Source organism: Kitasatospora aureofaciens, assembly GCF_001188955.3.
GTDB lineage: Bacteria > Actinomycetota > Actinomycetes > Streptomycetales > Streptomycetaceae > Kitasatospora > Kitasatospora aureofaciens.
The window spans coordinates 48678-70597 of sequence record NZ_JPRF03000043.1; the positions used below are offsets into that span (position 1 = coordinate 48678).

Consider the following 21920-nt stretch of genomic DNA (forward strand, 5'->3'; position numbering starts at 1 on the left):
CTGGCCGTCACCCCGGACACCGTGCTGGAAGCCCTCACACCGAGCACCCGGGCCGTCATGCCCGTTCTGTACGGCGGCCGGGCCGTGGACCTCACTCCAATCCGCGGGCACCTGGCCGGCCGGGGCATCCAGATCGTCGAGGACGCTGCCCACGCCTTCGGCTCCCGCTACCCGAACGGAACCATGGTCGGCGCCGACCCCGCCGTGCTGACCTGCTTCTCGCACGACCCGATCAAGAACCTCACCACAGGCCAGGGCGGCACGATCGTCCCCCGCACCCGCGAGGAAGCCGCTGCCCTCCGCAGCCTGCGCCTGTTCGGCATCGTCCAGTCCAAGGACGCACGAGCCTCCCTGACCTCCTACGAGGTCCAGGGCCCCGGGATGCGCTTCGACATGTCCCAGCTGAACGCCGCCATCGGCCTCGCCCAGCTGGAGCGATTCCCGCAGACCGCCGCCGTGCGCCAGCACCTGTGGTGCACCTACCAGGCCGAACTGGCCGGGCTGGACGGCATCCGCCTGGTCGACGTAGACGTGGCGAAGACCGTGCCGTTCAACTGCGTGGTGCTCCTTAAGCGTCACCGGGACAACATCTTCCTCCACCTGCGGGAACACGACATCGGCTTCGCCGTGCACTACCCGCCCAACCACAGCCAGGTCGCGTTCTCGGCCTGGCGCCGGGACCTGCCGGTCACCGGACAGGTCGCCGGCCGGATCCTCGGCCTGCCGTTCCACCCCTCCATGACCCACGACAGCGTCCGCTACACGGTCGCCGCGCTCGCCGACGCGATCAAGGCCACCTCATGACCGACACCAAGGAGCCGAAGATGAGCGAGACGTTCCGCCACCCGAAGCGCCACCGCATCCTGGTGGTCTGCCTGGGCAACCACAACCGCTCGCCGCTCGCCGCCGCGGTGCTCGCCTACGTCGGCGGGCAGCAGGTCGAGGTCCGCTCGGCCGGGCTGCGCGAGCGCCACGTCGGCGGCCCGGCGCACAGCAACGCCATCCGGGCCGCCGAGGAAGCCAGCTACGACATCCGCGACCACCGCGCGGTCAAGGTCAACCACCGCATGCTGGAGTGGGCCGACGCGGTACTCGCCATGGACCACGCCGTCCTCACCGAACTCAAGACCATGACAGACGGCACCCCGGCCGCCGCGAAGCTCGGCCTCTACATCAGCGGCGAGGACGTGCCCGACCCCTGGGAGAGCGACTACAAGGCGTACCAGGTGTGCGTGGAGCTCATCCAGGCCGGCGCCGTCCGGCATGTGCTGGATCTGGAGAGCTACGGTCCACGACCGAGAGCAGCACGTCCACGAGACGGTCGGCAGCGTCCGGCCGACCGTGCTCGGCGGCCCGTCGCGCGATGTCCGCGCGGCGGGCCGGGTCCGTCAGCAGAGGACCGATCGCGGCCTGGAGGGTGTCCGGCGCGGCCCGGCCGAGCAGGGCCACCGCCGCTCCGGCATCCGCCAGGTGACGGGCGTTGTGCTCCTGCTCGTTCCCGGCCGACGTCGCCAGTGGGATGAACACGGCGGCTCGCCCCAGCGCGGTCAGCTCGGCCAGCGTCCCCGCGCCGCTGCGGGAGACGACCACGCCCGCGAGGGCGAGCACGTCCGGCAGCTCCGGGCCGACAAAACCGGTCACCAGATAGCGGGAGCGCAGGTGCTCCGGAAGCACCGACGCCCGTTCCCGCAGCCGCTCTTCGTGGCTGGGCCCGCACTGGTGGACCACATTGGCGTGGCGGAGCAGCCACGGCAGGATCTCACTGACCAGCTCGTTGATCTGCTGAGAGCCCTGCGCGCCACCGGTGATGTACACGGTCGGCAGCGAGCGGTCGAAGCCCCACAGCCCGAGCGCCTGGATTGCTTTGTCACCCTGGCCGGTCAGCACCTCCGGGCGTACCGGGTTGCCGGTCACCACGGCGGTGGCGCGGGCGGACTCGGGTAGGAACTGGAGCGTCGACTCTGAGGAGACCGCTACCCGGGTCGCCATCCGGGCCAGGGCCCGATTGCCCAGGCCGAGCCGGACGGTCTGCTCGTGGACTACCAGCGGCCGGTGGCACATCCGGGCGGCTACCCCGACCGGCACCGCGACGTAGCCACCCGTGCCGAGCACCACGTCCGGGGCGAACTCGGCGACTGCGGAACGGGCCTGTGCGGCGCCCAGGGGGACGCGGCCCATGTCCTTCACGTTGGCGGGCGAGATCATCTTGAGCGGGTTGGCGGAGCGTCGGAGCTTCCCCGTGGCGACGGTCTTGAAAGGGATGGCCTCGGCGGCGGTCACTTTTGCCTCAAGGCCAGTGGCGGTGCCGATCCACAGCACGTCAAGGGCGCCGCCGGCTTCAGCGAGGCGCGAGGGCATCTCGGTATGCCTCGAACCGGTCGTTGATAGAGCCGGGCTGAAGACGTCCCCCGCGTTCGGTGATCCAGAGCGCCGGGTGGTCCGGGAACCCGAACCGCGGCCGGACGTTCTCGACATACTCGGCGACCGCCTCGACGGCCCAGACCATCACCGACAGCACATTCCTCCGCCGTGGCGGCTGGCCCTTCTTCGCCTTGCCGTAGCGGACGTCGAGCGTGCCGTACCGGCCGAATTGTGGTGCCTTCGGGTTCCGCCCGAAGTCGACGACATCCAGCTTGGATGTCTCGGTCCGCCGGAGCCCCCAGCCGTAGACGACCTTGAAGAGGGTGGCGTCGCGGTAGGCGGCGAGGGCTCCCTTGCGCTTGGACTTCACGGCGCGGTCGACCTGGTCGTCGGCATAGTCGAGGAAACGCTGGAGTTCGTCGCGGGTGAACGGCCTCGCCTCCGGGTTGCCCTCGTAGTCCTGCAGGCGAGGGAGGGTGTTCCACTCGTGGCAGACCGCCACCGGGTGGGTGCCGAAGGCCTCCTCGCAGGCCGGTCCCCAGCCGTAGCGGGCATCGATGAGGAACTCGGTGAACAACCGGACATCGCCCTGGTAGCTGCGGATCGTCGACGGCGCCAGATGCTTCTCGCCCGTCAAGGAAGCCGACCACTCGTCCATGTGGGCCGGCGTCCACTGCCACGGGCACTCGTTCGCGAACTCAAGGAACCGGCGGACCAGCCGTTCCCTCGGGTCGATCGTCTCGTCCTTCAGCCCTCGCGACTTCTGCTGGGCCCGAGTATCGCATCGAACATCGCGTCCTCGGGACGCAGCTGGCTCACCCCGGACACGAGCTCCAGGTGAGCCGACCCGGCCAGGGCCACCTTCTGCTGATGTACCACTCCAGACCATCCCTTCTGGAGGGCAGATCATGCATCAGAAGGGTGATCCTCGGCAACATGCCTGCTCGGGACGCCAGTTCCTAGTAGCTTTGGAGTCCGTCGGCCCGCCGCCCTGAGCTTGCGACCTGCGGCTTCTAACCTGGCTGATGCAATTCCCGAGGGTCCGCGTAGCCCACCGTGGTGTTGATGCTGTCGTGACCTGCGACCGTGCGCGCCACCCAGGCCTGACAGCAGCCGCACGGACCGCCCAGGCACCCGTGCCCCGGACGTCCAAGTGGCCCTGGGGCGAGCACGCCGCAGAGAGCGGGCAGCGGAGCAGCGGGCCCAGGAGCTCGTACCCGGCGTCCTACTCGCCGAGCAGCCGTCGCACACCTCACACGAGCCGGACGGCTGACGGGGCGACGGCACGGCGATCGAGATGGGGACCGACGTGCCCGCCCGTCCGGACACCGCCCCCTCCGAACGGCTGCCTGACCGGCGGCGCGCCCAGTTCGTCCTACCCTCGCAGGACGGCCCCAGCGGTCCGGCGGGCCGGATCGGATGGAGCGGGGCCAGAGCGGGCCGGCTCAGGGTCGGTCGTCGTGGTGTCCACACAGCCAAGCCAGCGCCATGTAGACACCCAGCGCCCGCTCCCTCTCCCCCTCTTGGCATGCCTCGGCGGATCTGCACCGCGGCCCTCGTCGCGGTCGCAGTGACAATCGGCAGGCTACGGGTGGGGCACGAAGGACGGCCAGGGACGTTGGGGCAGGGTGAGGGACGGGAGTGGTTGCCCCCGGGTACCCCGGAGACGACCACGCGCCGACCGCCTCTGGTCAGGCGGTCGGCGCCGGGTTCACTCATGGGCGGTGGGCGGTGCCAGGTCCCGGAGCGGGCCCGGCGGCCCGGCTCAGTGCCAGTAGTGGTCCGGCCAGGTGCCGCAGGGCCACTGGATGACGTGGGCGCCGGCGGTGGTGCTGGCACCCGGGATGGCCAGGCACTGGCCGCTGTTGTAGTTGATGATGTGGAGCTTGCCGTTGCTGGTGTCGATGCCGAAAGCCCAGTAGTGGTCGGCCCAGGTGCCGCAGGGCCACTGGATGACCTGGGTTCCGGCGGTGGTGCTGGCGCCCGGGACCGCCAGGCACTGGCCGCTGTTGTAGTTGACGACGTGGTACCAGTTGAAGTTGTAGGCGTTGAACTGGTAGTTCGCCGACCAATAGTGGTCGTTCCAGGTGCCACAGGGCCACTGGATCAGCCCGGTGCCCTGCGCGGTGCTCCCTCCCGGCACCGCGAGGCACTGGCCGCTGTTGTCGTTGATGATGTGGTCGTACACCCCGTTGAAGCCGATGGCCGGCGAGGCGGTCCCCTTTCCGCCCTGCGAGAGGATGCGCTGGAGATCCGCGAGGGAGACGGGGGTGAGGCCCTTGAGAGCCTGCTTGAGGTCGGCTTCGTGTGAGGTGGTGACCGTGACGCTCCCCTGCGCAGCGGGCTGCGCGCTCTGCGCCGTCGCCGTACCGCCGGCGGTGAACGCGAACGCCACCGCGGTCACGGCGGCCGCCGCGAAGCGGACTGCGCGACCCAGGCTGAGCTTGTGGATGTTCAACTCTTCTCCTGCCAGTTGGACTCGGATGGGAACCGGTCGGCAGGCAGGGCGGAGATCTGACCGCGCTCCCCCTGCCCGGCCGACGCAAACGCTAGGGGAGGCCCAACTCGGCTTGCTAGGGCCTGAATTGGCCGCAGTCTGGAGAGGCCGGCGGCGACAGTCGGGGCGAACTGCGGCTCATGCGGCACTCAGGGCCCCGGGTGCCGAAGAGCTGACGCCGCGACTCCCGGGTCACCCCTGCACTCGTTGCCGCCCCCGCCCGGCCCCGGCTGTCCGCCTGCCCGGCCCACCTGCAGCACCCGTCGAGCCGGACCCCGACATCGGCCTCGGCGGCTTTCACGACCTGCTCGGACGGATGCCGACGCCCCCGCGAAGCGGCCGCCGCCCGCCGACCCCGCATCCCCTCGCCGACCGGCACCAAGCGCCCGGCCCCCGCCCCACGGCGCGCCACCGTCCACAGCATCAGCATCACCAGCAACCCCACCGACGCAGTCCCGGCACTCGCCGGTCCCGCGCACGGTCTGGCTGGAAGCCGTCGGCAGCTGGATCACCCTACTCCTCGAACGCGACCCCCTGAGCGGGCGCGGTCAGCAGGTGCGGGCGTCGTGGATGGCTTCCTGGAGCTGGGAGATGGATCGTTCGGCGTGCGCCCGGATCTGGTCCCAAGCCGCCGTGAAATCCGCGGCTCGAACCTGTTGAAGGTTTCCGCCAGGACCGTGACCCCGGCGGCGAAGTCGGCCTCGGTGTCCGCAGGCAGTGCCAGGAGACGGGATCGGTCCCTCGGGGGCTGATCGACCAAGGGCGCTCCCGGGGCGCGGAAGATCTGGAGGGAGCTGGGCGGACAAGGCCAAGCGGTGGCCCGCTGCACCGTCGAACCCCTCATGCGCGACACCGACACCCACACGAGCGGCCGGCACCACCCGGACGCGGCCCGCCGCGGGCTATCACCCGGTTGGCGGGCGGCAGAGCAGGGATGGGGCGTGGTCCGGCCTCGGCGGACCAGGCCGTCGCTCGACCACCGCAACCTCGACCAGGCCGGTCGGGACCGCTTCAACCAAGCCCTCAAGCAGGTTCACACCTCGGGGGCGTACGGGCAACTGGCGGCCGTGCACGCCGACATGAGCCACCGCATGCACTCGATGAGCGGCCCAGTAGGAACCCAGCGTTTCCTGCCCTGGCACCGCAGGTACCTCCTGAAGCTGGAGAACCTGCTGCGCAGCGTCCAACCCGCACTGACGGTGCCGTACTGGGACTACGCGAACGACCACGCCCGGCCAGACTGGGGGGCACCCGGTGACTACCGCTTTTCCGGAAAGACCGGCCCCGGCCGGGCGGGGCCGGCCGCCCGGCCGGGGCCGTTACTGCCGATTCAGAGCTTCCCGCGGTAGCCGCCGGTCTCGGCGCCGCGCTTCTCGATGAAGTTCTTGAAGCGCTTCAGGTCACCCTTCACCTGCCGGTCGAGCATGTTCATCATGTCGGCCGCCTTCTCCGCCAGCCCCTCGGGCTGGTAGTCCATCGACATCACGATCCGAGTGTGGCTGGCGTCCAGCGGCTGGAACGACACCATGCCGGACTGCTTCACCTCGCCGGTGACCGTGCGCCAGGCCACGTGGTCGTCCGGAACCTGGTCGACGATCTCCGTGTCGAACTCCCGGCTGACTCCGGCGATCTTCGTCTTCCAGTGGTTGTGCCGGTCGTCGATCTGCGTGATCTCCTCGACGCCCTCCATGAACATCGGGAACTGTTCGAACTGCGTCCACTGGTTGTACGCGGTGCTGACCGGCACATCGACGTCGATCGTCTCCTGGACCCTGCTCATACCGAAACCACTTCCTTGTCTGTTCGGACTGCCGAAGGGTGCCCGCACGCATACCGCCGGGCACAGACGCCCGCGGGCCCCTTGGTCATCCCGCCCCACCACCGCCCGGCCCGCAACCCGCACAACCGGCGGGGCCGCGGCGCAGCCGCCGAACGCGCCAAGTGCCAAGCGGCCACTACCGTGCGGCGCCCGGCCCCGGGTCTGCCGTCCGCCCGGGTGAAGCCGGACGCCTACGTCGCCGAAGGCGAAGCGGCGGTGCCGCGGCCTGGCAGGGCGGCCGGACAGCGGCGGCGCGCGATGTCCGGGGGAAAACCCGCGCGCCGCCGTCCCGCCCGCAACACCCGGCTACCCCAGACCTCCCGGCCCATGCCCCCGATCCACTCGCTCCCTTCCACCTGCCGCAGGCGTCAAAGGCACCCTCCCTTGCCGGGGCGGTGGCGTCCTGCTCGGCGCGGTGGAGGCCGGCCGGTGAGCGCCAGCCGGCGCATTGGGATAAGCAGGGCAATACCTTCACCCCGGACGGCCGGGGGCATGGGAAGCAGCAGAGTCTTCACACCTCTTGGGACTGCCCGACGGTGCGCGACTCATCGGCGGAATGGCCGCCGGCGGCGAGGACGCCCCGATGACCAAGGCCCTCGGCGACGCCCGCAAGATCGTCGTCTCCCACCTCAAAGCTGGAGTTCACCTGGCGCAACTCCGCGCAGCTCAAGGGCGACCTCATCGAGGCCGTCACCGCGCTGAAGCAGGACAGCGGCGGCCCGATCGCGATATCGGGCTCGATCTCGGTGGTGCGTGCGCTGCTGGCCGCAGGGCTGATCGACGAACTGCACCTGTACGTCCATCCGATCGCGATCGGCAAGGGCCTGCGCCTGTTCGACGAGACCGCCGACCCGATCCGGCTCAGGCTCCTGAAGAACACCGCCTTCACCACCGGTGTGCTGTATACCGTCTACGGCCCCGCCGACAACTAACCAGCTGACGCAGCGCTGCACCGCGCTGCTCGGAATAGCAGCGTGCAGCGCTGCTCGGGTAGCAGCCGGTTGCAGCGCCACCATCGTGCAGCGCTGCAACCGGCCGGCCGTTCTGCAGGACGGCCTGACAGGACGGGCTCGCAGGGTGCGACGGGGATCGTACAGGCTCTGACCTGCGACGGGGAGTTTCAGCGGGGCGAAACTCACCAGGCGCCGGGGGCGGAACTCACCGGCAGCCGGCGGTCGCGGGGCCGCCAGTCGCAGCACGCGGCCGGCGGCCGGACCTGAGTGCAATTGCGACTGCAACACGGATCGCAGTCGCGCCCCTGGCCTGCGACGGGGAGTTTCGGCGAGGCGAAAATCACCAGCCGTGCGGGGCGAAACTCACCGGCAGCCGACGGGCCGGACACAGCTATGACTGTGACCTATCGATAGATTGCGCATACGAGCCTTAGCGGTCCGGGGGGTCGTTGCGGACCATGTACGGGATCTTGAGGCCGCGAGCAGCCCATGGCAGGCTCATGCCGCATGATCGATGAATTCGCGAAGGGCAACCTGCACGGGAGACTGCGGCGGGACCGCGAGGCGCTGCTCTGGAAACTCGACGGCTTGTCCGAATACGACGCCCGCCGACCCCTGACAGCGACCGGGACCAACCTCCTCGGCCTGGTCAAGCACGTGGCCACCGTCGAGGCCAGGTACTTCGGTGAGGTCTTCGACCGCCCTTCCCCGGAACCGCTGCCCCGGTGGCAGGACTCCGACGGCAGCGATCTGTGGGCGACCGAGGACGAGACCCGCGATCAGATCATCGGGTTCTACCGGCGCACGTGGGAACACTCGGATGCGACGATCAACGAGCTTCCCCTCGACGCCCCCGGCCACGTGCCGTGGTGGCCGGAGCCCTATTCCAACACGAACCTATTCGCCATCATGGTCCACGTCCTCGGCGAGTCCAACCGGCACGCTGGGCACGCCGACATCCTGCGCGAGGGCCTCGACGGCCGCACCGGGATGCGCCCCGAACACGAAAAGAAAATCGACGAGGAAGCCCGGGCAGCCTACCGCGCGAAGATCGAGCAGGCAGCCAGGGCGGCCGCGCCAATCAAGGCGTAGAGATTGTCTCGCATAGCGCCATGATGCCGGTCACGGGTGCTGATCCATTCCTGGCTGTGCACCCGCGCGTGACCTTGCTGGTGCTGGCGAGTTCACCGGGCATGAGGAACGTGACCGTCCTGCCGGTTGGGCGAGCCAGTGGCCGATTCCCCTTGGCAAGGTCGCCGTGGAACCAGACGTCGGTCCCGTCCCACCGCGCCTCGAGCGCCCGAGCCCACAACTCATGTGCCGGCGCGACGTCGATGTGGCCGCGCAGTTCCTCCAGCGCACCGAGCGCCTGCGCCTCGTAGGTGCGCAGCGTCGCTCCACGGAACCAGTTGTGCTAGCCGGGCTGCGGCCCTCGCGAGGCGTCGATGCTCCGCAACGCGGCGACGAAGCCGGCCAGGTCATCGGCGAGACGGATCGGATCGACGACCGCCTCGAACGTCGCGGGCGTGCCGTCGATCCACCCGCACCGACCACGCGAACGGGTAAGCCGCGCCCGGACTCCCCTTCGCCAGCGGCACCGGGATCGGCCTGGTGAACCATGACCCCGCGCCCTCGACCCTGCGTGTGTTCGTGGCGCTGGCTCCGCCCGACGAGGCCAAGGACGAGCTCGCCGCCGCCCTGAAGCCCGCGTACGCCGCGTACCCGCGGCTGCGATGGAACCGGATCGAGGACTGGCACGTCACCCTGGCCTTCCTCGGTGAACTGCCCTCGACGGCGGTGCCGCTGCTGCAACCGGTGCTGGCCCGCCAGGCGGCGTCGCACCCCGCCCTGCAGCTGGGCCTGCGCGGGGGCGGCCACTTCGACGAGCGGCTGCTGTGGAGCGGGATCGACGGGGACCTCGACGGGCTGCACCAGCTCGCGGCCGACGTCCGGGCCCTGGTCCGGTCCTGCGGAATCGAGTTCGGCGAGCGCCCGCTGCGGCCCCACCTGACGCTGGCGCGCTCCCGCCGCGACGACTCCACCAGCGTGCCGCAGGCCGCGCCCGGGCTCGCCGACTTCGTGGGCCGGCGGTGGCCGGCGGAGCGGCTCCACCTGGTCGGCAGCAACATCGGCCGCGGGCCCGGGCCGATCCGCTAGCGCGACATCGAGGCGTGGCGCTTCGGCGTCGGGGTCCGGGCCGGGGGCAACGGCGCCGGGCAGTGACCGGCCGCGCCCGCCCGACGTCGGCAGGCGGTCGGAGGGGTGGCCGGCGGCCCGGGTCAGGCGACGCAGCGGCCGTAGTCGCCCCGCAGGAAGACCAGCGGCGGGCCGGTCCGCTGGACGGCGAGGTCGCGGACGGTGGCGGTGACGAACCAGTGGTCGCCCGCCTCCACCTCGCCCGCCGGCTCGCAGTCCAGCCAGGCGAGCGCGTCGACCAGCGCGGGGCAGCCGGCCGGGGTCAGCCGGTATGGCACCTCCCAGCGGGCCGGGTCGCGGGCCGCGAACCCCCGACACACCTGCTGCTGGTCCGCGGCCAGCACGTTGACGCAGAACCGGCCGGCCGCGCGGATCCGCGGCCAGCTGGTCGAGGACTTGGCGGGCAGGAAGCCCACCAGGCGCGGGTCCAGCGACACCGAGGTGAAGGTGCCGACGATCATCGCGGGCGGTGGCTGCGCCGGGGCCGGCGGCGGTGCGGTCACCAGCACCACCCCGGTGGGGTAGTGGCTGAGCACCGACCGGAACCGGTCGGCGCAGACCCGTGCTCCGCTCAGGGTGGAATCGGACATGTCAGCAGTGCTCCTTCCCTCCCGGGTCGCCGCGGGGACGTGCCGACCGGCTCGTCCCCGCGGCCCCGCCTCACCCCCACCCGTGCCCGCGGCCGGTGCGGTGCGTCAGGCCACGGCCAGCGGTGCGGGCCGGTCCGCGAAGGCGACCCCGGGGAAGGACCGGGCCAGGTCCCGGACGTCAGCGGCCACCGACCGGGACTGCTCGCCGCGCAGCAGCAGCCGGGCGAGCAGCTCGGCCACCGTGGTCATGTCGTCCTCCTTCATGCCCCAGCGGGTCAACTCCTGGGTGCCGAGCCGCAGTCCGGAGCGGGCGGTGCTGGGCAGCACCACCGTGGTGGTGCGGATGTCGGTCGCGGTGAGCAGTCGGCCCCACTCGTGCGGGGTGTTGCCCTCGGGGTGGTGCACCCAGACCTGGTGCGTGTCGGTGAAGCCGAACGCCTCGCCTGCCACGTCGAAGCCGCGGGCCGCCAGCTGCCGGGCCAGTTCGCGCGCGTTGGCGATCACCTGGCGTGCGTAGTCCCCCCGGTGCGGCAGCAGCTCCTCCAGGGTGATCGCCAGGCTGCCGACGCTCGCCGAGTGGGAGCTCGACGCGGTGAACGGGATCCTGGCGCCCACCTGTTCGGCGATGGCGTCGCTGTTGGTGACCAGCAGGCCCTTCTGCGGGCCGGGCAGGGTCTTGTGGGTGCTGCCGGAGATGCTGTCGAACCCGCCGTCCAGCACGAGGGTCCCGGGCGCGGCGGGCAGCAGGCCCAGCAGGTGCGAGGCGTCCAGGCAGAGCACCGCGCCGGGGGCGGCGGCGCGCAGCGCCCGGGCGTCCGGCATCCGCAGCACGGTGGACGCGTCCAGGTAGATGACGTCGGCGGGGTGTTCGGCCGTCCGCTCGGCCAGCGCGGTGTAGTCGATCTCCAGGGTCTGCCGGTCGAACGGCACGTACTCGACCCAGTAGCCGAAGCCCTGGCAGATCGTCACGGTGGCGTAGTGGCCGCCGTCCTCCGGGGCGATCACCATGACCCGGCCGCCGGGGGGTGTGACCGCGGTGAGCACGGTGTGCATGGTGTGCAGGCCGGACAGGAACTGCACGTAGGCGTGGCGGGCGCCGTAGAACTCCTTGGTGAGGGAGACGCAGTGGTCGTACACCGCGTTCAGGTCGCTGACGTCGCCGTAGACGGCCACGTCGGTCTCGGAGTACGGGTACCGGTTGACCGCGTCGCTGGCCAGCGCCGCGGCGGCTCGTGGCGACAGCCGGTTCTCGATCGGGAACAGGTTCAGGCTGTGCTTGCGTTCCAGGGCGGCCAGGACGTCCATGATGCTCCTCGGGCGGTGCGGTGGGCGGGCGGGTGCGGTGCACCGGGGGGACGGCGCACGCGGCGGCGCGGTTGACGCGGTGCACGCGGCGGTGCGGTGCGGTACGGGGAAGCGGGCGCGTTTGGGTCAGAGCCAGGGGTAGCGGGCGGTGTCCCCGCCGGCGTAGTCGGGGTCCAGGTAGATGAAGGCGCGGTGGATCAGGTGGTCGCGGACCTCGAAGACGCCGCAGAACCGGCCGGCGCCCCACTCGGGCTGCCCGACCCGCCAGGGGCCGTCCCGGTGCTCGCCGTGCGTGGTGCCCTCCACCGCGAGAAGGTCCGTTCCGGAGAGGACCCAGGTGAAGGCCCAGGTGTGGTGGCGGACCGACGTGATGGAGCCGCCGAGGTCGCCGAACATCTTCGCGATCTCCGGCTTGCCGTGCGCCAGGCCCCACTTGGGGAAGAAGAAGTCGGCGTCCTCGGCGAAGAAGTCGAGCACCGGGGTGCCGTCGTGGCCGGTGCCGCCGTTGTCGAAGGCCTTGAGGTAGGCGGTGACGAACGCCTTGCGCTGCTCGTCCGTCATGTCCGTGGCTGCCGTGGGCATGGAGGGTCCTCCGAGAGTCCGGGCCCGCGGGGCTGGTGCCCGTCGAGGGGGGGTGGGCGCCCGCCGGGGGGACGGGCCCGGCCCGTGACGGCCGTCGAGCGGGCCGCCGCCGGCCTGGTCCCACCGTGGCAGCGCTTGCTTGGACCATCCTTGGCGTCCGGCCGTCCAGCGCTTTTCAAGTGCCGTTCCCCGGGCCCCGGCGCGGCTCAGTTCCCGGTCATGGCCAGCAGGTTCGGTGCGTAGCGCGCCCCGTGGACCGGTACGGCCGCCGCCTCGGCCACCTCGGCGAGGTCCTGCTCGGTGAGCTCGACCGCGGCGACCGCCAGGTTCTCCGCGAGATGGGTGCGCCGCCCGGTGCCCGGGATGGCGACCACGTCCCGGCCGCGGTGCTGCACCCAGGCCAGGGCCAGCTGGGCGAGGGTGAGCCCGAGCCGGTCGGCGACCGGCTGCAGCCGGTGCAGCAGCGGCCGGTTGCCGGCCAGGCCCTCGGGGCTGAACCGCGGCTGGGAGCGGCGGAAATCCTCGGCGGCCAGGTCGGCGGTGGTGCGGATCGCGCCGGTCAGGAAGCCGCGGCCGAGCGGGGCGTAGGCGACCACGCCGATGCCCAGGTCGCGGCAGACGGGCAGCACTTCGGCTTCGAGGTCGCGGGTCCACAGGCTCCACTCGCTCTGCACCGCCGTCACCGGGAACACCGCGTCGGCCCGCCGGAGGGTCGCCGCCGACGGCTCGGAGAGGCCGAAGTGCCGGACCTTGCCCTCCGCTACCAGGTCGGCCACCGCACCGGCGGTCTCCTCCACCGGCACGGCCGGGTCGATCCAGTGCTGGTAGTAGAGGTCGATGTGGTCGGCGCCCAGCCGCCGCAGCGAGCGCTCGCACGCGGCGCGGACGTAGGCCCGGTCCCCCCGCAGGCCCCGGAAGGCGCCGTCCGGGGAGCGCACCATGCCGAACTTGGTCGCCAGCACCACCTCGTCGCGGCGGCCCGCGAGCGCCCGACCGAGCAACTCCTCGCCGGCGCCCAGCCCCTGGACGTCGGCGGTGTCGAGCAGTGTGACGCCGGCATCGAGGGCGGCCCGGATCGTGGCGACGGCCTCCTTCTCGTCGGGCCGCCCGTAGAACGCGGTGGTGGGCAGGCAGCCCAGCCCCAGCGCGGACACCCGCAGACCGCGCAGCTCGCGCGCCGGCAGACCGGCCGGTGACGGGCCCGCGGGCGGCGGGACGACGGAACCGGGCGCGGGCACGGCTGACGGCATGGCTGACCTCCGGTGAAGGGGAGACGCACGGGAACGGGCGGGCCCCGGGTGGCAAGGGCGACCGGGGGCGACCCGGGCCATCGGGGCGATCGAGGCGTGGGCGCGCGAGCCCCGCCGGCCCCGGCAGGCCCGACCCCAGCACGGTAGCGCCGTCCTCGGGGCGTCACAACAGCCGCCCCGCAGGCCACTTGACGATTCGCTGACCACCCGCCGCCCGGCCCGGTGGGCAGCGGGTGCCGCAGCGCCAAGGCGATCGTCCATGCGCCTGCAAGCCCCTGGCCGCAGAGTCGAGACGCGGCGTCCCGGCCGGTCGAGTCCCGGCGGCACGCCGCCTTCCGGCGCCGGCCCTCCGGCGCCCGCACCGATACCCCCTTCGTGCCTGAGGAGCTGCCATGTCCCGTGTGTCCAAGAGCCCGAGCACCAACCCGACGACCGCCCACGCGCTGCTGCAGCGGCTGCGCGACCACGGGGTGCAGACGGTCTTCGGCGTGGTCGGCCGCGAGGCCGCCTCGATCCTCTTCGACGAGGTCGAGGGCGTCGACTTCGTGCTGACCCGCCACGAGTTCACGGCCGGGGTGGCGGCCGACGTCCTGGCCCGGATCTCCGGCCGGCCGCAGGCCTGCTGGGCCACCCTGGGGCCGGGCATGACCAACTTGTCCACCGGGGTGGCCACCTCGGTCCTCGACCGCTCCCCGGTGATCGCGCTGGCGGCGCAGTCCGAGTCGCACGACATCTTTCCCAACGACACCCACCAGTGCCTGGACTCGGTCGCGGTGATGCGCCCGATGACCAAGTACGCGGTGGAGCTCCAGCGGCCCGACGACATCACCGACCTGGTCGACTCCGCGGTCGCCGCCGCGATGACCGAGCCGGTCGGCCCGAGCTTCATCTCGCTGCCCGTCGACCTGCTCGGCAGCGACATCGACACCACGCTGGTCCACCCCGCCGCCCGGACCCCCGCCAAGCCGGTCGGCGCGGTGCAGGACGGCTGGCAGGACGCCGCCGAGCAGGCGGCGGAGCTGGTCGCGTCGGCGCAGCACCCGGTGCTGGTGGTCGGCGCCGCCGCGATCCGCTCCGGTGCCATCCCGGCCGTCCGCGCGCTCGCCGAGCGGCTGAACATCCCGGTCATCACCACGTACATCGCCAAGGGAGTGCTGCCGCACGGCCATGCCCTCAACTACGGCGCCGTCACCGGCTACATGGACGGCATCCTGTCGTTCCCGGCGCTGGAGACGCTGTTCGGCCCGGCCGACGTCATCCTCACCCTCGGCTACGACTACGCGGAGGACCTGCGTCCGTCGATGTGGCAGCGCGGCGGCGCCAAGACCACCGTGCGGGTGTCGCCCACCGTCAACCCGATCCCGCGGGTCTACCGGCCGGACGTCGACGTCGTCACCGACGTGCTCGCCTTCGTGCAGCACCTCGAGGAGCGGACAGCCGACGTCCCGGCGAAGACCCCGCACGACATCACCCCGCTGCGCGAGCGGATCGCGGAGTTCCTCGCCGACACCGAGCGCTACCAGGACGGCATGCGCGTCCACCAGGTGATCGACTCGATGAACACCGTGATGGCGGAGACCGCCGAGCCGGGCGAGGGCACGATCGTCTCCGACATCGGCTTCTTCCGGCACTACGGTGTGCTGTTCGCCCGCGCGGACCAGCCGTTCGGCTTCCTCACCTCGGCGGGCTGCTCCAGCTTCGGCTACGGCATCCCGGCGGCGATGGGCGCCCAGCTCGCCCGCCCCGGGCAGCCCACCTTCCTGATCGCCGGCGACGGCGGCTTCCACTCCAACAGCGCCGACCTGGAGACCGTCGCCCGGCTCAACCTGCCGATCGTCACCGTCGTCGTCAACAACGACACCAACGGCCTGATCGAGCTGTACCAGAACCTCGGCCACCACCGCTCGCACGACCCGGTGGTCAAGTTCACCGGCGTCGACTTCGTCGACCTCGCCCGCGCCAACGGCGTGGAGGCCGTCAAGGCGACCACCCGGGAGGAGCTGCTCGCCGCGCTGCGCAAGGGCGCCGCGCTCGGCCGGCCGTTCCTGATCGAGGTGCCGGTGAACTACGACTTCACGACCGGCGGCTTCGGCGCGCTGAGCATCTGACGATGGCGTCGACACTGCCCGCCGCCACCGGGTTCCTGGCCGCCGTCCAGTGCGACGGCGGCAGGTCCCCCGGGGCGTTCCCCGCCCCCCGGGGAGCGGACCCCGCCGCCCCCGGGGCGGTGTTCGCCTCCGCCGGCCCGCGCGCCGTCATCAAGGCCCGACCGGGCGGACCGGGCCTGGACGCCGTCCTGCTGCACTCCGGCGCACCCGACGCCGCCCACGCCCACCGGCGGGGCCGCACGGTGCTGCTCGCCGGGGAGCTCTACAACCGGGACGAGCTGCTCACCCTGCTCGGCGCGCAGGCCGGGCCGGTCACCGACGCGGACCTGCTGCTCGCCCTCGTCGACACCTACGACCTGCACGCGTTCCGGCTGCTCAACGGGCGGTTCGCGGCCGTGGTCGCGGACGGCGGCCGGGTGCTGCTGGCCACCGACCACGCCGGCTCCGTGCCGCTGTACGTGAGCGCCGTCCCCGGGACCGTCCTCGCGGCGACCGAGGCGAAGGCCCTGCGGACCGCGCCGGTCGGCCGGCGGATCACGGCCGCGCGCCGGGTCCGCCGGCTGCCCGGCACCCACCAGGTGCCCGCCGGGACCGTCCTGGAGATCGGGGTGGCCACCGCGGACTGCACCGACCACCGCACCTGGGCGCCCACGCCGGCCCGCCGGATCATGGCCGAACAGGAGGCCACCGAGGCCGTTCGGCTCGCCCTGGACCGCGCCGTCCGCGCCCGCACCGGCCCGGACACCCCGCTGGTGGTGCTCTCCGGCGGCATCGACTCCTCCAGCGTCGCCGCACTGACCGCCCACCACCGGACCGGGCCCGTCGACACCGTGTCGATGGGCACCGACCTCGCCGACGAGTTCCCGCAGGCCAGGGTGGTCGCCGAACACCTCGGCTCCGCCCACCGGGAGCTGACCGTCCACACCGACGACCTGCTGCGCCGGCTCCCGCACGCGGTCTGGGCCGCCGAGTCACTCGACCCGGACATCATCGAGTACCTGTTGCCGCTGACCGCCCTGTACCTGCGCCTGGAGGGCCCCGGGCGGCGCATCCTCACCGGCTACGGCGCCGACATCCCGCTCGGCGGCATGCACCGGGAGAACCGGCTCCCGGCCCTGGACACCGCCCTCGCCCACGACATGGCCACCTTCGACGGCCTGAACGAGATGACGCCGGTGCTGTCCGGGATCGCCGGGCACTGGTCGACCCACCCGTTCTGGGACCGCGAGGTGCTGGACCTGCTGGTGTCGCTGGAGTCCGGGCTCAAGCGGCGCCACGGCCGGGACAAGTGGGTGCTCCGCGCGGCCATGACGGACCTGCTCCCGCACGAGACCGTCACCCGCCCCAAGCTCGGCGTGCACGAGGGCTCGGGCACCACCAGCTCGTTCAGCCGGCTGCTGACCGACGCCGGGGTGCCCGGGGACCGGGTGCACCGGGCCAAGGAGCTCGTCGTCCAACACCTGTTCGACCGGGTCGTCGTCGACGGCCGGCACCCCGACGAGGTGGCCACCGCCGACGTGGTGCAGCTGGTCGCCGACGCCTTGGAGCACGACGCACTGCCGGCCCACCCGTGACGCCCGCCCGCCGCAGGCCCGGCCGGGGCACCGGACGCACCAGCGGCACCCCCGGCGCCGACCGCAGCAGCACGACAGAGAGGAGCGAGAACCGCGTGGAGCGCATCGACATCAAGGTCTCCCCCCGGTACGCGCAGATCCCCACATTCATGCGCCTGCCGCACGACCCCGACCCGCACGGCCGGGACGTCGTGGTCATCGGCGCACCGTACGACGGCGGCACCAGCTACCGTCCCGGTGCCCGCTTCGGGCCCCGCGCGATACGCAACGAGTCCGGGCTCATCCACGGCGTCGGCATCGACCGCGGGCCCGGCACCTTCGACCTGATCAGCTGCGTGGACGCGGGGGACATCGACCTCACCCCGTTCAACATGCACATCGCCATGGAGCACGCCCAGCAGCGGCTGACCGAACTGCTGGACGACAACGGCGCCTTCCTGATGCTCGGCGGCGACCACTCGCTGACGCTCGCCGCGCTGCGCGCCGTCGCTGCCAAGCACGGGCCGGTCGCCGTCCTGCACCTGGACGCGCACTCGGACACCAACCCGGCGTTCTACGGCGGCGAGTACCACCACGGCACGCCGTTCCGGCACGCCATCGAGGAGAAGCTCGTCGACCCGCAGCGCATGGTCCAGATCGGGATCCGGGGCCACAACCCGCAGCCCGACTCGCTGGACTACGCCCGCGGCCACGGCGTGCGGATCGTCACCTCCGACGACTTCTGCGAACGCGGCCCCGCCGCGACCGCCCGCCTGGTGCGCGAACTCGTCGGCGACGCGCCCCTGTACGTCTCCGTCGACGTCGACGTGGTCGACCCGGCCTTCGCCCCCGGCACCGGCACCCCCGCCCCGGGCGGCCCGACCTCCCGCGAGGTGCTGGCGCTGCTGCGCGGGATCGGCGACCTCTCACCCGTCGGCTTCGACGTCATGGAGGTCTCCCCGCTCTACGACCACGGCGGCATCACCTCCGTCCTGGCCACCGAAATCGGCGCGGAACTCCTGTACCAGTACGCCCGCGCCCACACCCGAGAGAGGACCACCCCGTGACCGTCCTGGACTGCTCCGAGCACGCGGCCGCCCTGCGGGCGCTCGCCGCCCGGCTGCCGCAGATCCCGCGCGAGGACCTGCCCGCCTTCCTCGACACCGCGCACGCTGCGGCCGCCGACCTCCCCGCCGGCCTGGCCGCGGCACTGGACGACTTCAACAGCCGCGGCAGCACCGACGGCTACCTCCTGCTGCGCGGCCTGCCGGTGGAGGCCGACGACGCGCTGCCCGCCACCCCGAGCAGCACCCCCGCGCCGGCGGACCGCCCCCTGCTGTTCATGGAGGCCATGCTCGGCATCGTCGGGCGCCGGCTCGGCCTGCACACCGGCTACCGGGAGCTGCGCTCCGCCACCGTCTACCACGACGTGTACCCGTCGCCCGGCGCCCACCACCTGTCCTCGGAGACCTCCGAGACGCTGCTGGAGTTCCACACCGAGATGGCGTACCACGTGCTGCAGCCCGACTACGTGATGCTCGCCTGCTCCCGGGCCGACCATGAGCGCAAGGCCGCCACCCTGGTCGGCTCGATCCGCAACGCGCTGCCGCTGGTGCCCGCCGAGTTCCGCGCCCACCTGTACGACCGGCCGGTGCCCTGCTGCGTGGACGTGGCCTTCCGCGGCGGCGAGGAGGACCCGGGCGCGATCGCCAACGTCCGCCCGCTGTACGGGGACCCGGCCGACCCGTTCCTCGGCTACGACCGCGAACTGCTCGCGCCCGAGGACCCCCGGGACGTCGAGGCCGTCGCCGCGCTCTCCAAGGCGCTGGACGAGGTCACGGAGGCCGTGCACCTCGTCCCCGGGGACGTCCTGATCATCGACAACTTCCGGACCACCCACGCCCGGACGCCGTTCACCCCGCGCTGGGACGGCAAGGACCGCTGGCTGCACCGGGTCTACATCCGCACCGACCGCGGCGGCGCCCTGTCGGGCGGCGAACGGGCCGGTGACGTCGTCGACTTCACCCCGCGCCCCTGACCCGCCGCGCCCCCGACCCGCCGTTCGGCCCGGAGGGCCCGCAGGACCGACCGTCGTCGGCCGCCTGCGGGCCCTCCGGCCGTACGCCCGCCCGGCGCGGACGAGTTGGCCGGGCATCGCCGGTCGGCACCGCGCCGACTCGACCTGACAGACCGCACATGATGGGATCGACCGGACACCGCACCGGCGTGTCGGCACGCCGGTGCACCTGGCCTCTCGGGAGACGATGGACCATGACCGAAATCGCAGCGGACGAGCCACGGGGGTTCGCGGTGCACACCGCGCCGGTCGGACTGGGTGACGACGGGCGGGACGACTTCACCGTCCTGGTCTCGACCCGACCGGCCGTGGTCAGCGCGGTCTTCACCCGTTCCCGCTTCGCCGGCCCCAGCGTCACCCTCAGCCGGGCCGCCGCCGCGGACCGCAGCGCCCGGGGCGTCGTCGTGCTGGCCCGCAACGCGAACGTCGCCACCGGCGCCCAGGGCGAGGCGAACGCCCGCGAGGTCCGCGCCGCCACGGCGCGGGCGCTCGGCCTCGCCGAGGACGAACTGCTGATCGCCTCGACCGGTGTGATCGGCCGCCAGTACCCGATGGCCGGGATCCTCGACCACATCGGGACGATGACCGGCCCGCTGCCCGAGGGCGGCTTCGACCGCGCCGCGCGGTCCATCATGACCACCGACACCCGGCCCAAGACCGCCCGCGCCCGGGTCGGCGACGCCGTGGTGATCGGCATCGCCAAGGGCGTCGGGATGATCGAGCCCGACATGGCCACCCTGCTGACCTTCTTCGCCACCGACGCGCTGCTCGACCCCGAGGAGCAGGACCGGATCTTCCGCCGGGTGATGGACCGGACGTTCAACGCGGTCAGCATCGACACCGACACCTCCACCAGCGACACCGCCGCGCTGTTCGCCAACGGCCTGGCCGGCGCCGTCGACCCGGCCGCCTTCGAACAGGCGCTGTACGACGTGGCGCTCGCCCTGGTCAAGGACATCGCGAGCGACGGCGAGGGCGCCGGCAAGCTCATCGAGGTCCAGGTCTCGGGCGCGCGGGACACCGCGCAGGCCAAGCGGATCGGCAAGGCCGTGGTCAACTCCCCGCTGGTGAAGACCGCCGTGCACGGCGGCGACCCGAACTGGGGCCGGGTCGCGATGGCGATCGGCAAGTGCTCCGACGACACGGACGTCGACCAGGAGAAGGTCACCATCCGCTTCGGCGACGTCGAGGTCTACCCGCCGAGCGGGCGCGGCGCCGAGGGGGAAGGCGAGCTGCGCGCCGCCGTCGCCAAGCAGATGCAGGGCCCCGAGGTGGTCATCGGGATCGACCTCGGCATCGCCGCCGGTGCCTTCACCGTCTACGGCTGCGACCTGACCGAGGGCTACGTGCGGCTCAACGCCGACTACTCGACCTGATCCCCCCCGGCCGGGCCGCGGCGCGACGTCACCTGCCGTGACGTGAGTGACGTGACCGGGCCGCCGGCGGTCCGGCATCCACGGCAGCGCCCCCGGGAGGCGGACCTCCCGGGGGCGCTGCCGTGCACGGGGCCGGCGGCCCTCAGACGGCCGCGGGCTGGGTCGCCAGGAGGGCAGTGATCGCCGCGCCGATGAACTCCCGGTCGGCGGCGGTCGCCCCCGCACCGGCCAGGTGGCCCCACACGCCCGGGATCACCCGCAGGGTGGCCCGGGGCATCAGGGCGGCCGCCCTCGCCTCGTCCTCCACCGCGAAGCACAGATCACGGGCGCCCGGCAGGAGCACCGCCTCGGCGGTGACCGAGCCCAGTGCGGCCTCCGTCCGGCCGTCGAAGCCCGGCGTCGCCCCGACGTCGGCCCGGGCCCACGTGTCGATCATGGTCAGCAGGTCCTCGGTGGACGGCCCGGCGACGAAGAACTCCTCCCAGAAGCCGGTGAGGTACTCCTCCCGGGAGGCGAAGCCCAGCTCGCGGTAGCCGCCCTGGGCCCAGAACGGGTGCGAGGCCGCCCACCCGGCGAAGACCCGGCCCGCCGCCCGCCGGCCCCGGTCGGCGCCCCCGTCGGCGCTCCCGTCCGCGCGCAGCGCGGCGGCCAGCGCCGCCAGGAACACCCGGTTGTGCTCGCTGGTCGCCGCGGACCCGCAGAACGGGGCGATCCGGCGGACCATCCGCGGGTACGACACCGCCCACTGGTAGGCGTGCGCCGCGCCCATCGACCAGCCGGTCACCAGCGCCAGTTCGGTCACCCCCAGCTCCTCGGTGAGCAGCCGGTACTGGGCGTCGACGTTGTCCTGCGGGCTGATCCGGGGGAAGGCCACCCCCAGCGGGTGGTTGCTCGGCGAGCTGGAGACGCCGTTGCCGAACAGGCCGACGGTGACGACGCAGTACCGCCGGGTGTCCAGCGGCCTGCCCTCCCCGATCAGCCAGTCGTACGCGGTGTGGTCGCCGCCGAAGTAGGACGGGCACAGGACGGCGTTGCGGCCGTCGGCGTCGAGCGTCCCGTGGACGGCGTAGGCGATCCCGGCCGAGGGCAGGGTCCCCCCGTCGGCCAGCGGGAGGCTGTCCAGTGCGAAGACGCGGTGGTCCACCGGCTTCTCCTCCGTGATGAGCGGCCCGCGGGGCCGGACGGTTGGTCGGTGTCGTGCCATGACGTGCCCGGACGTGCCCGGACGTGCCGGGACGTGCCGTGCCGTGCCG

General features: G+C 72.6%; 18 protein-coding genes and 2 pseudogenes. 11 read left to right on the forward strand and 9 right to left on the reverse strand.

Features of this window, described 5'->3' with window-relative positions:
• The first annotated feature begins 57 nt into the window (after positions 1–57).
• Positions 58–804, forward strand: a complete 747-nt coding sequence (locus HS99_RS26470; protein ID WP_050366273.1) for a DegT/DnrJ/EryC1/StrS family aminotransferase — start codon at positions 58–60, stop codon at positions 802–804.
• A 20-nt stretch (positions 805–824) separates the two neighbouring features.
• A pseudogene (locus HS99_RS48500) lies at positions 825–1193 on the forward strand (arsenate reductase/protein-tyrosine-phosphatase family protein); the annotation flags it as partial.
• A 46-nt stretch (positions 1194–1239) separates the two neighbouring features.
• Here HS99_RS48500 and HS99_RS26480 read toward each other — a convergent pair.
• The 3 genes from HS99_RS26480 to HS99_RS26490 form a co-directional block, all read right to left on the reverse strand.
• Positions 1240–2358, reverse strand: coding sequence for a UDP-N-acetylglucosamine--N-acetylmuramyl-(pentapeptide) pyrophosphoryl-undecaprenol N-acetylglucosamine transferase (locus tag HS99_RS26480; RefSeq protein ID WP_046385757.1), 1119 nt, complete (start codon positions 2356–2358; stop codon positions 1240–1242).
• Positions 2339–3019 (reverse strand): site-specific integrase, encoded by a 681-nt coding sequence (locus HS99_RS42760; RefSeq protein WP_030554752.1) that lies wholly within the window; start codon positions 3017–3019, stop codon positions 2339–2341. The genes HS99_RS26480 and HS99_RS42760 overlap by 20 nt, the downstream gene beginning before the upstream one ends.
• 1107 nt (positions 3020–4126) lie before the next feature.
• A complete protein-coding gene (locus HS99_RS26490; RefSeq protein WP_050366274.1) occupies positions 4127–4819 on the reverse strand; it encodes an RICIN domain-containing protein in 693 nt (230 codons plus the stop codon).
• Between the two features lie 881 nt (positions 4820–5700).
• Here HS99_RS26490 and HS99_RS26500 point away from each other — a divergent pair.
• Complete coding sequence (locus tag HS99_RS26500) at positions 5701–6207, forward strand: tyrosinase family protein (protein ID WP_094742995.1); 507 nt, start codon at positions 5701–5703, stop codon at positions 6205–6207.
• Here HS99_RS26500 and HS99_RS26505 read toward each other — a convergent pair.
• Complete coding sequence (locus HS99_RS26505) at positions 6189–6638, reverse strand: SRPBCC family protein (RefSeq protein ID WP_030554744.1); 450 nt, start codon at positions 6636–6638, stop codon at positions 6189–6191. The genes HS99_RS26500 and HS99_RS26505 overlap by 19 nt on opposite strands.
• A 598-nt stretch (positions 6639–7236) precedes the next feature.
• Between HS99_RS26505 and HS99_RS26510 the strand changes: the two are divergent.
• The 3 genes and pseudogenes from HS99_RS26510 to thpR all read left to right on the forward strand — a co-directional run.
• Positions 7237–7609: pseudogene (locus tag HS99_RS26510) on the forward strand (dihydrofolate reductase family protein); the annotation flags it as partial.
• Between the two features lie 528 nt (positions 7610–8137).
• Complete coding sequence (locus HS99_RS26515) at positions 8138–8722, forward strand: DinB family protein (protein ID WP_030554742.1); 585 nt, start codon at positions 8138–8140, stop codon at positions 8720–8722.
• A 519-nt stretch (positions 8723–9241) separates the two neighbouring features.
• Entirely contained in the window at positions 9242–9787 is a 546-nt protein-coding gene (thpR, locus tag HS99_RS26520; protein ID WP_043389679.1) for an RNA 2',3'-cyclic phosphodiesterase, read from the forward strand.
• A gap of 122 nt (positions 9788–9909) precedes the next feature.
• On the opposite strand, the gene HS99_RS26525 is transcribed toward thpR, so the two are convergent.
• The 4 genes from HS99_RS26525 to HS99_RS26540 all read right to left on the reverse strand — a co-directional run bounded on the left by HS99_RS26525 (position 9910) and on the right by HS99_RS26540 (position 13553).
• The gene (locus HS99_RS26525; protein WP_043389671.1) at positions 9910–10416 is read right to left on the reverse strand and encodes a flavin reductase family protein; all 507 of its coding nucleotides are present in this window, start codon (positions 10414–10416) and stop codon (positions 9910–9912) included.
• Between the two features lie 105 nt (positions 10417–10521).
• Entirely contained in the window at positions 10522–11721 is a 1200-nt protein-coding gene (locus HS99_RS26530) for a PLP-dependent aminotransferase family protein (protein ID WP_030554738.1), read from the reverse strand.
• A gap of 126 nt (positions 11722–11847) precedes the next feature.
• Positions 11848–12303: a nuclear transport factor 2 family protein gene (locus HS99_RS26535; RefSeq protein ID WP_030554735.1), complete on the reverse strand. Its 456-nt coding sequence runs from the start codon at positions 12301–12303 to the stop codon at positions 11848–11850.
• A gap of 206 nt (positions 12304–12509) precedes the next feature.
• On the reverse strand, positions 12510–13553 hold the full coding sequence (locus tag HS99_RS26540; RefSeq protein WP_043389669.1) for an aldo/keto reductase: 1044 nt from the start codon (positions 13551–13553) through the stop codon (positions 12510–12512).
• A 392-nt stretch (positions 13554–13945) separates the two neighbouring features.
• Here HS99_RS26540 and HS99_RS26545 point away from each other — a divergent pair, with 392 nt between their 5' ends.
• The 5 genes from HS99_RS26545 (at position 13946) to argJ (ending at position 20667) form a co-directional block, all read left to right on the forward strand.
• Complete coding sequence (locus HS99_RS26545; protein ID WP_030554732.1) at positions 13946–15661, forward strand: thiamine pyrophosphate-binding protein; 1716 nt, start codon at positions 13946–13948, stop codon at positions 15659–15661.
• Between the two features lie 2 nt (positions 15662–15663).
• Entirely contained in the window at positions 15664–17235 is a 1572-nt protein-coding gene (locus HS99_RS26550; RefSeq protein ID WP_030554730.1) for an asparagine synthase-related protein, read from the forward strand.
• Positions 17236–17330: 95 nt separating this feature from the next.
• Positions 17331–18281: an agmatinase gene (gene speB, locus HS99_RS26555; protein WP_030554728.1), complete on the forward strand. Its 951-nt coding sequence runs from the start codon at positions 17331–17333 to the stop codon at positions 18279–18281.
• Positions 18278–19252: a clavaminate synthase Cs1 gene (cs1, locus tag HS99_RS26560; RefSeq protein WP_030554726.1), complete on the forward strand. Its 975-nt coding sequence runs from the start codon at positions 18278–18280 to the stop codon at positions 19250–19252. Before speB ends, cs1 begins: the two co-directional genes overlap by 4 nt.
• A 233-nt stretch (positions 19253–19485) precedes the next feature.
• On the forward strand, positions 19486–20667 hold the full coding sequence (argJ, locus tag HS99_RS26565; RefSeq protein ID WP_030554724.1) for a bifunctional glutamate N-acetyltransferase/amino-acid acetyltransferase ArgJ: 1182 nt from the start codon (positions 19486–19488) through the stop codon (positions 20665–20667).
• A gap of 142 nt (positions 20668–20809) precedes the next feature.
• Here argJ and HS99_RS26570 read toward each other — a convergent pair whose 3' ends face one another.
• A complete protein-coding gene (locus HS99_RS26570; protein WP_030554722.1) occupies positions 20810–21811 on the reverse strand; it encodes an alpha/beta fold hydrolase in 1002 nt (333 codons plus the stop codon).
• Between the last annotated feature and the right edge of the window lie 109 nt (positions 21812–21920).

What these genes read in the sequence shown, in the direction of transcription:
- HS99_RS26470 (WP_050366273.1), top strand. Translation starts at nt 58, where the DNA reads ATGCCCGTTCTGTACGGCGGCCGGGCCGTGGACCTCACTCCAATCCGC.
- HS99_RS26480 (WP_046385757.1), bottom strand. Translation starts at nt 2,358, where the DNA reads ATGCCCTCGCGCCTCGCTGAAGCCGGCGGCGCCCTTGACGTGCTGTGG.
- HS99_RS42760 (WP_030554752.1), bottom strand. Translation starts at nt 3,019, where the DNA reads ATGGACGAGTGGTCGGCTTCCTTGACGGGCGAGAAGCATCTGGCGCCG.
- HS99_RS26500 (WP_094742995.1), top strand. Translation starts at nt 5,701, where the DNA reads ATGCGCGACACCGACACCCACACGAGCGGCCGGCACCACCCGGACGCG.
- HS99_RS26505 (WP_030554744.1), bottom strand. Translation starts at nt 6,638, where the DNA reads ATGAGCAGGGTCCAGGAGACGATCGACGTCGATGTGCCGGTCAGCACC.
- HS99_RS26515 (WP_030554742.1), top strand. Translation starts at nt 8,138, where the DNA reads ATGATCGATGAATTCGCGAAGGGCAACCTGCACGGGAGACTGCGGCGG.
- HS99_RS26525 (WP_043389671.1), bottom strand. Translation starts at nt 10,416, where the DNA reads ATGTCCGATTCCACCCTGAGCGGAGCACGGGTCTGCGCCGACCGGTTC.
- HS99_RS26530 (WP_030554738.1), bottom strand. Translation starts at nt 11,721, where the DNA reads ATGGACGTCCTGGCCGCCCTGGAACGCAAGCACAGCCTGAACCTGTTC.
- HS99_RS26535 (WP_030554735.1), bottom strand. Translation starts at nt 12,303, where the DNA reads ATGCCCACGGCAGCCACGGACATGACGGACGAGCAGCGCAAGGCGTTC.
- HS99_RS26540 (WP_043389669.1), bottom strand. Translation starts at nt 13,553, where the DNA reads ATGCCGTCAGCCGTGCCCGCGCCCGGTTCCGTCGTCCCGCCGCCCGCG.
- HS99_RS26545 (WP_030554732.1), top strand. Translation starts at nt 13,946, where the DNA reads ATGTCCCGTGTGTCCAAGAGCCCGAGCACCAACCCGACGACCGCCCAC.
- HS99_RS26550 (WP_030554730.1), top strand. Translation starts at nt 15,664, where the DNA reads ATGGCGTCGACACTGCCCGCCGCCACCGGGTTCCTGGCCGCCGTCCAG.
- argJ (WP_030554724.1), top strand. Translation starts at nt 19,486, where the DNA reads ATGACCGAAATCGCAGCGGACGAGCCACGGGGGTTCGCGGTGCACACC.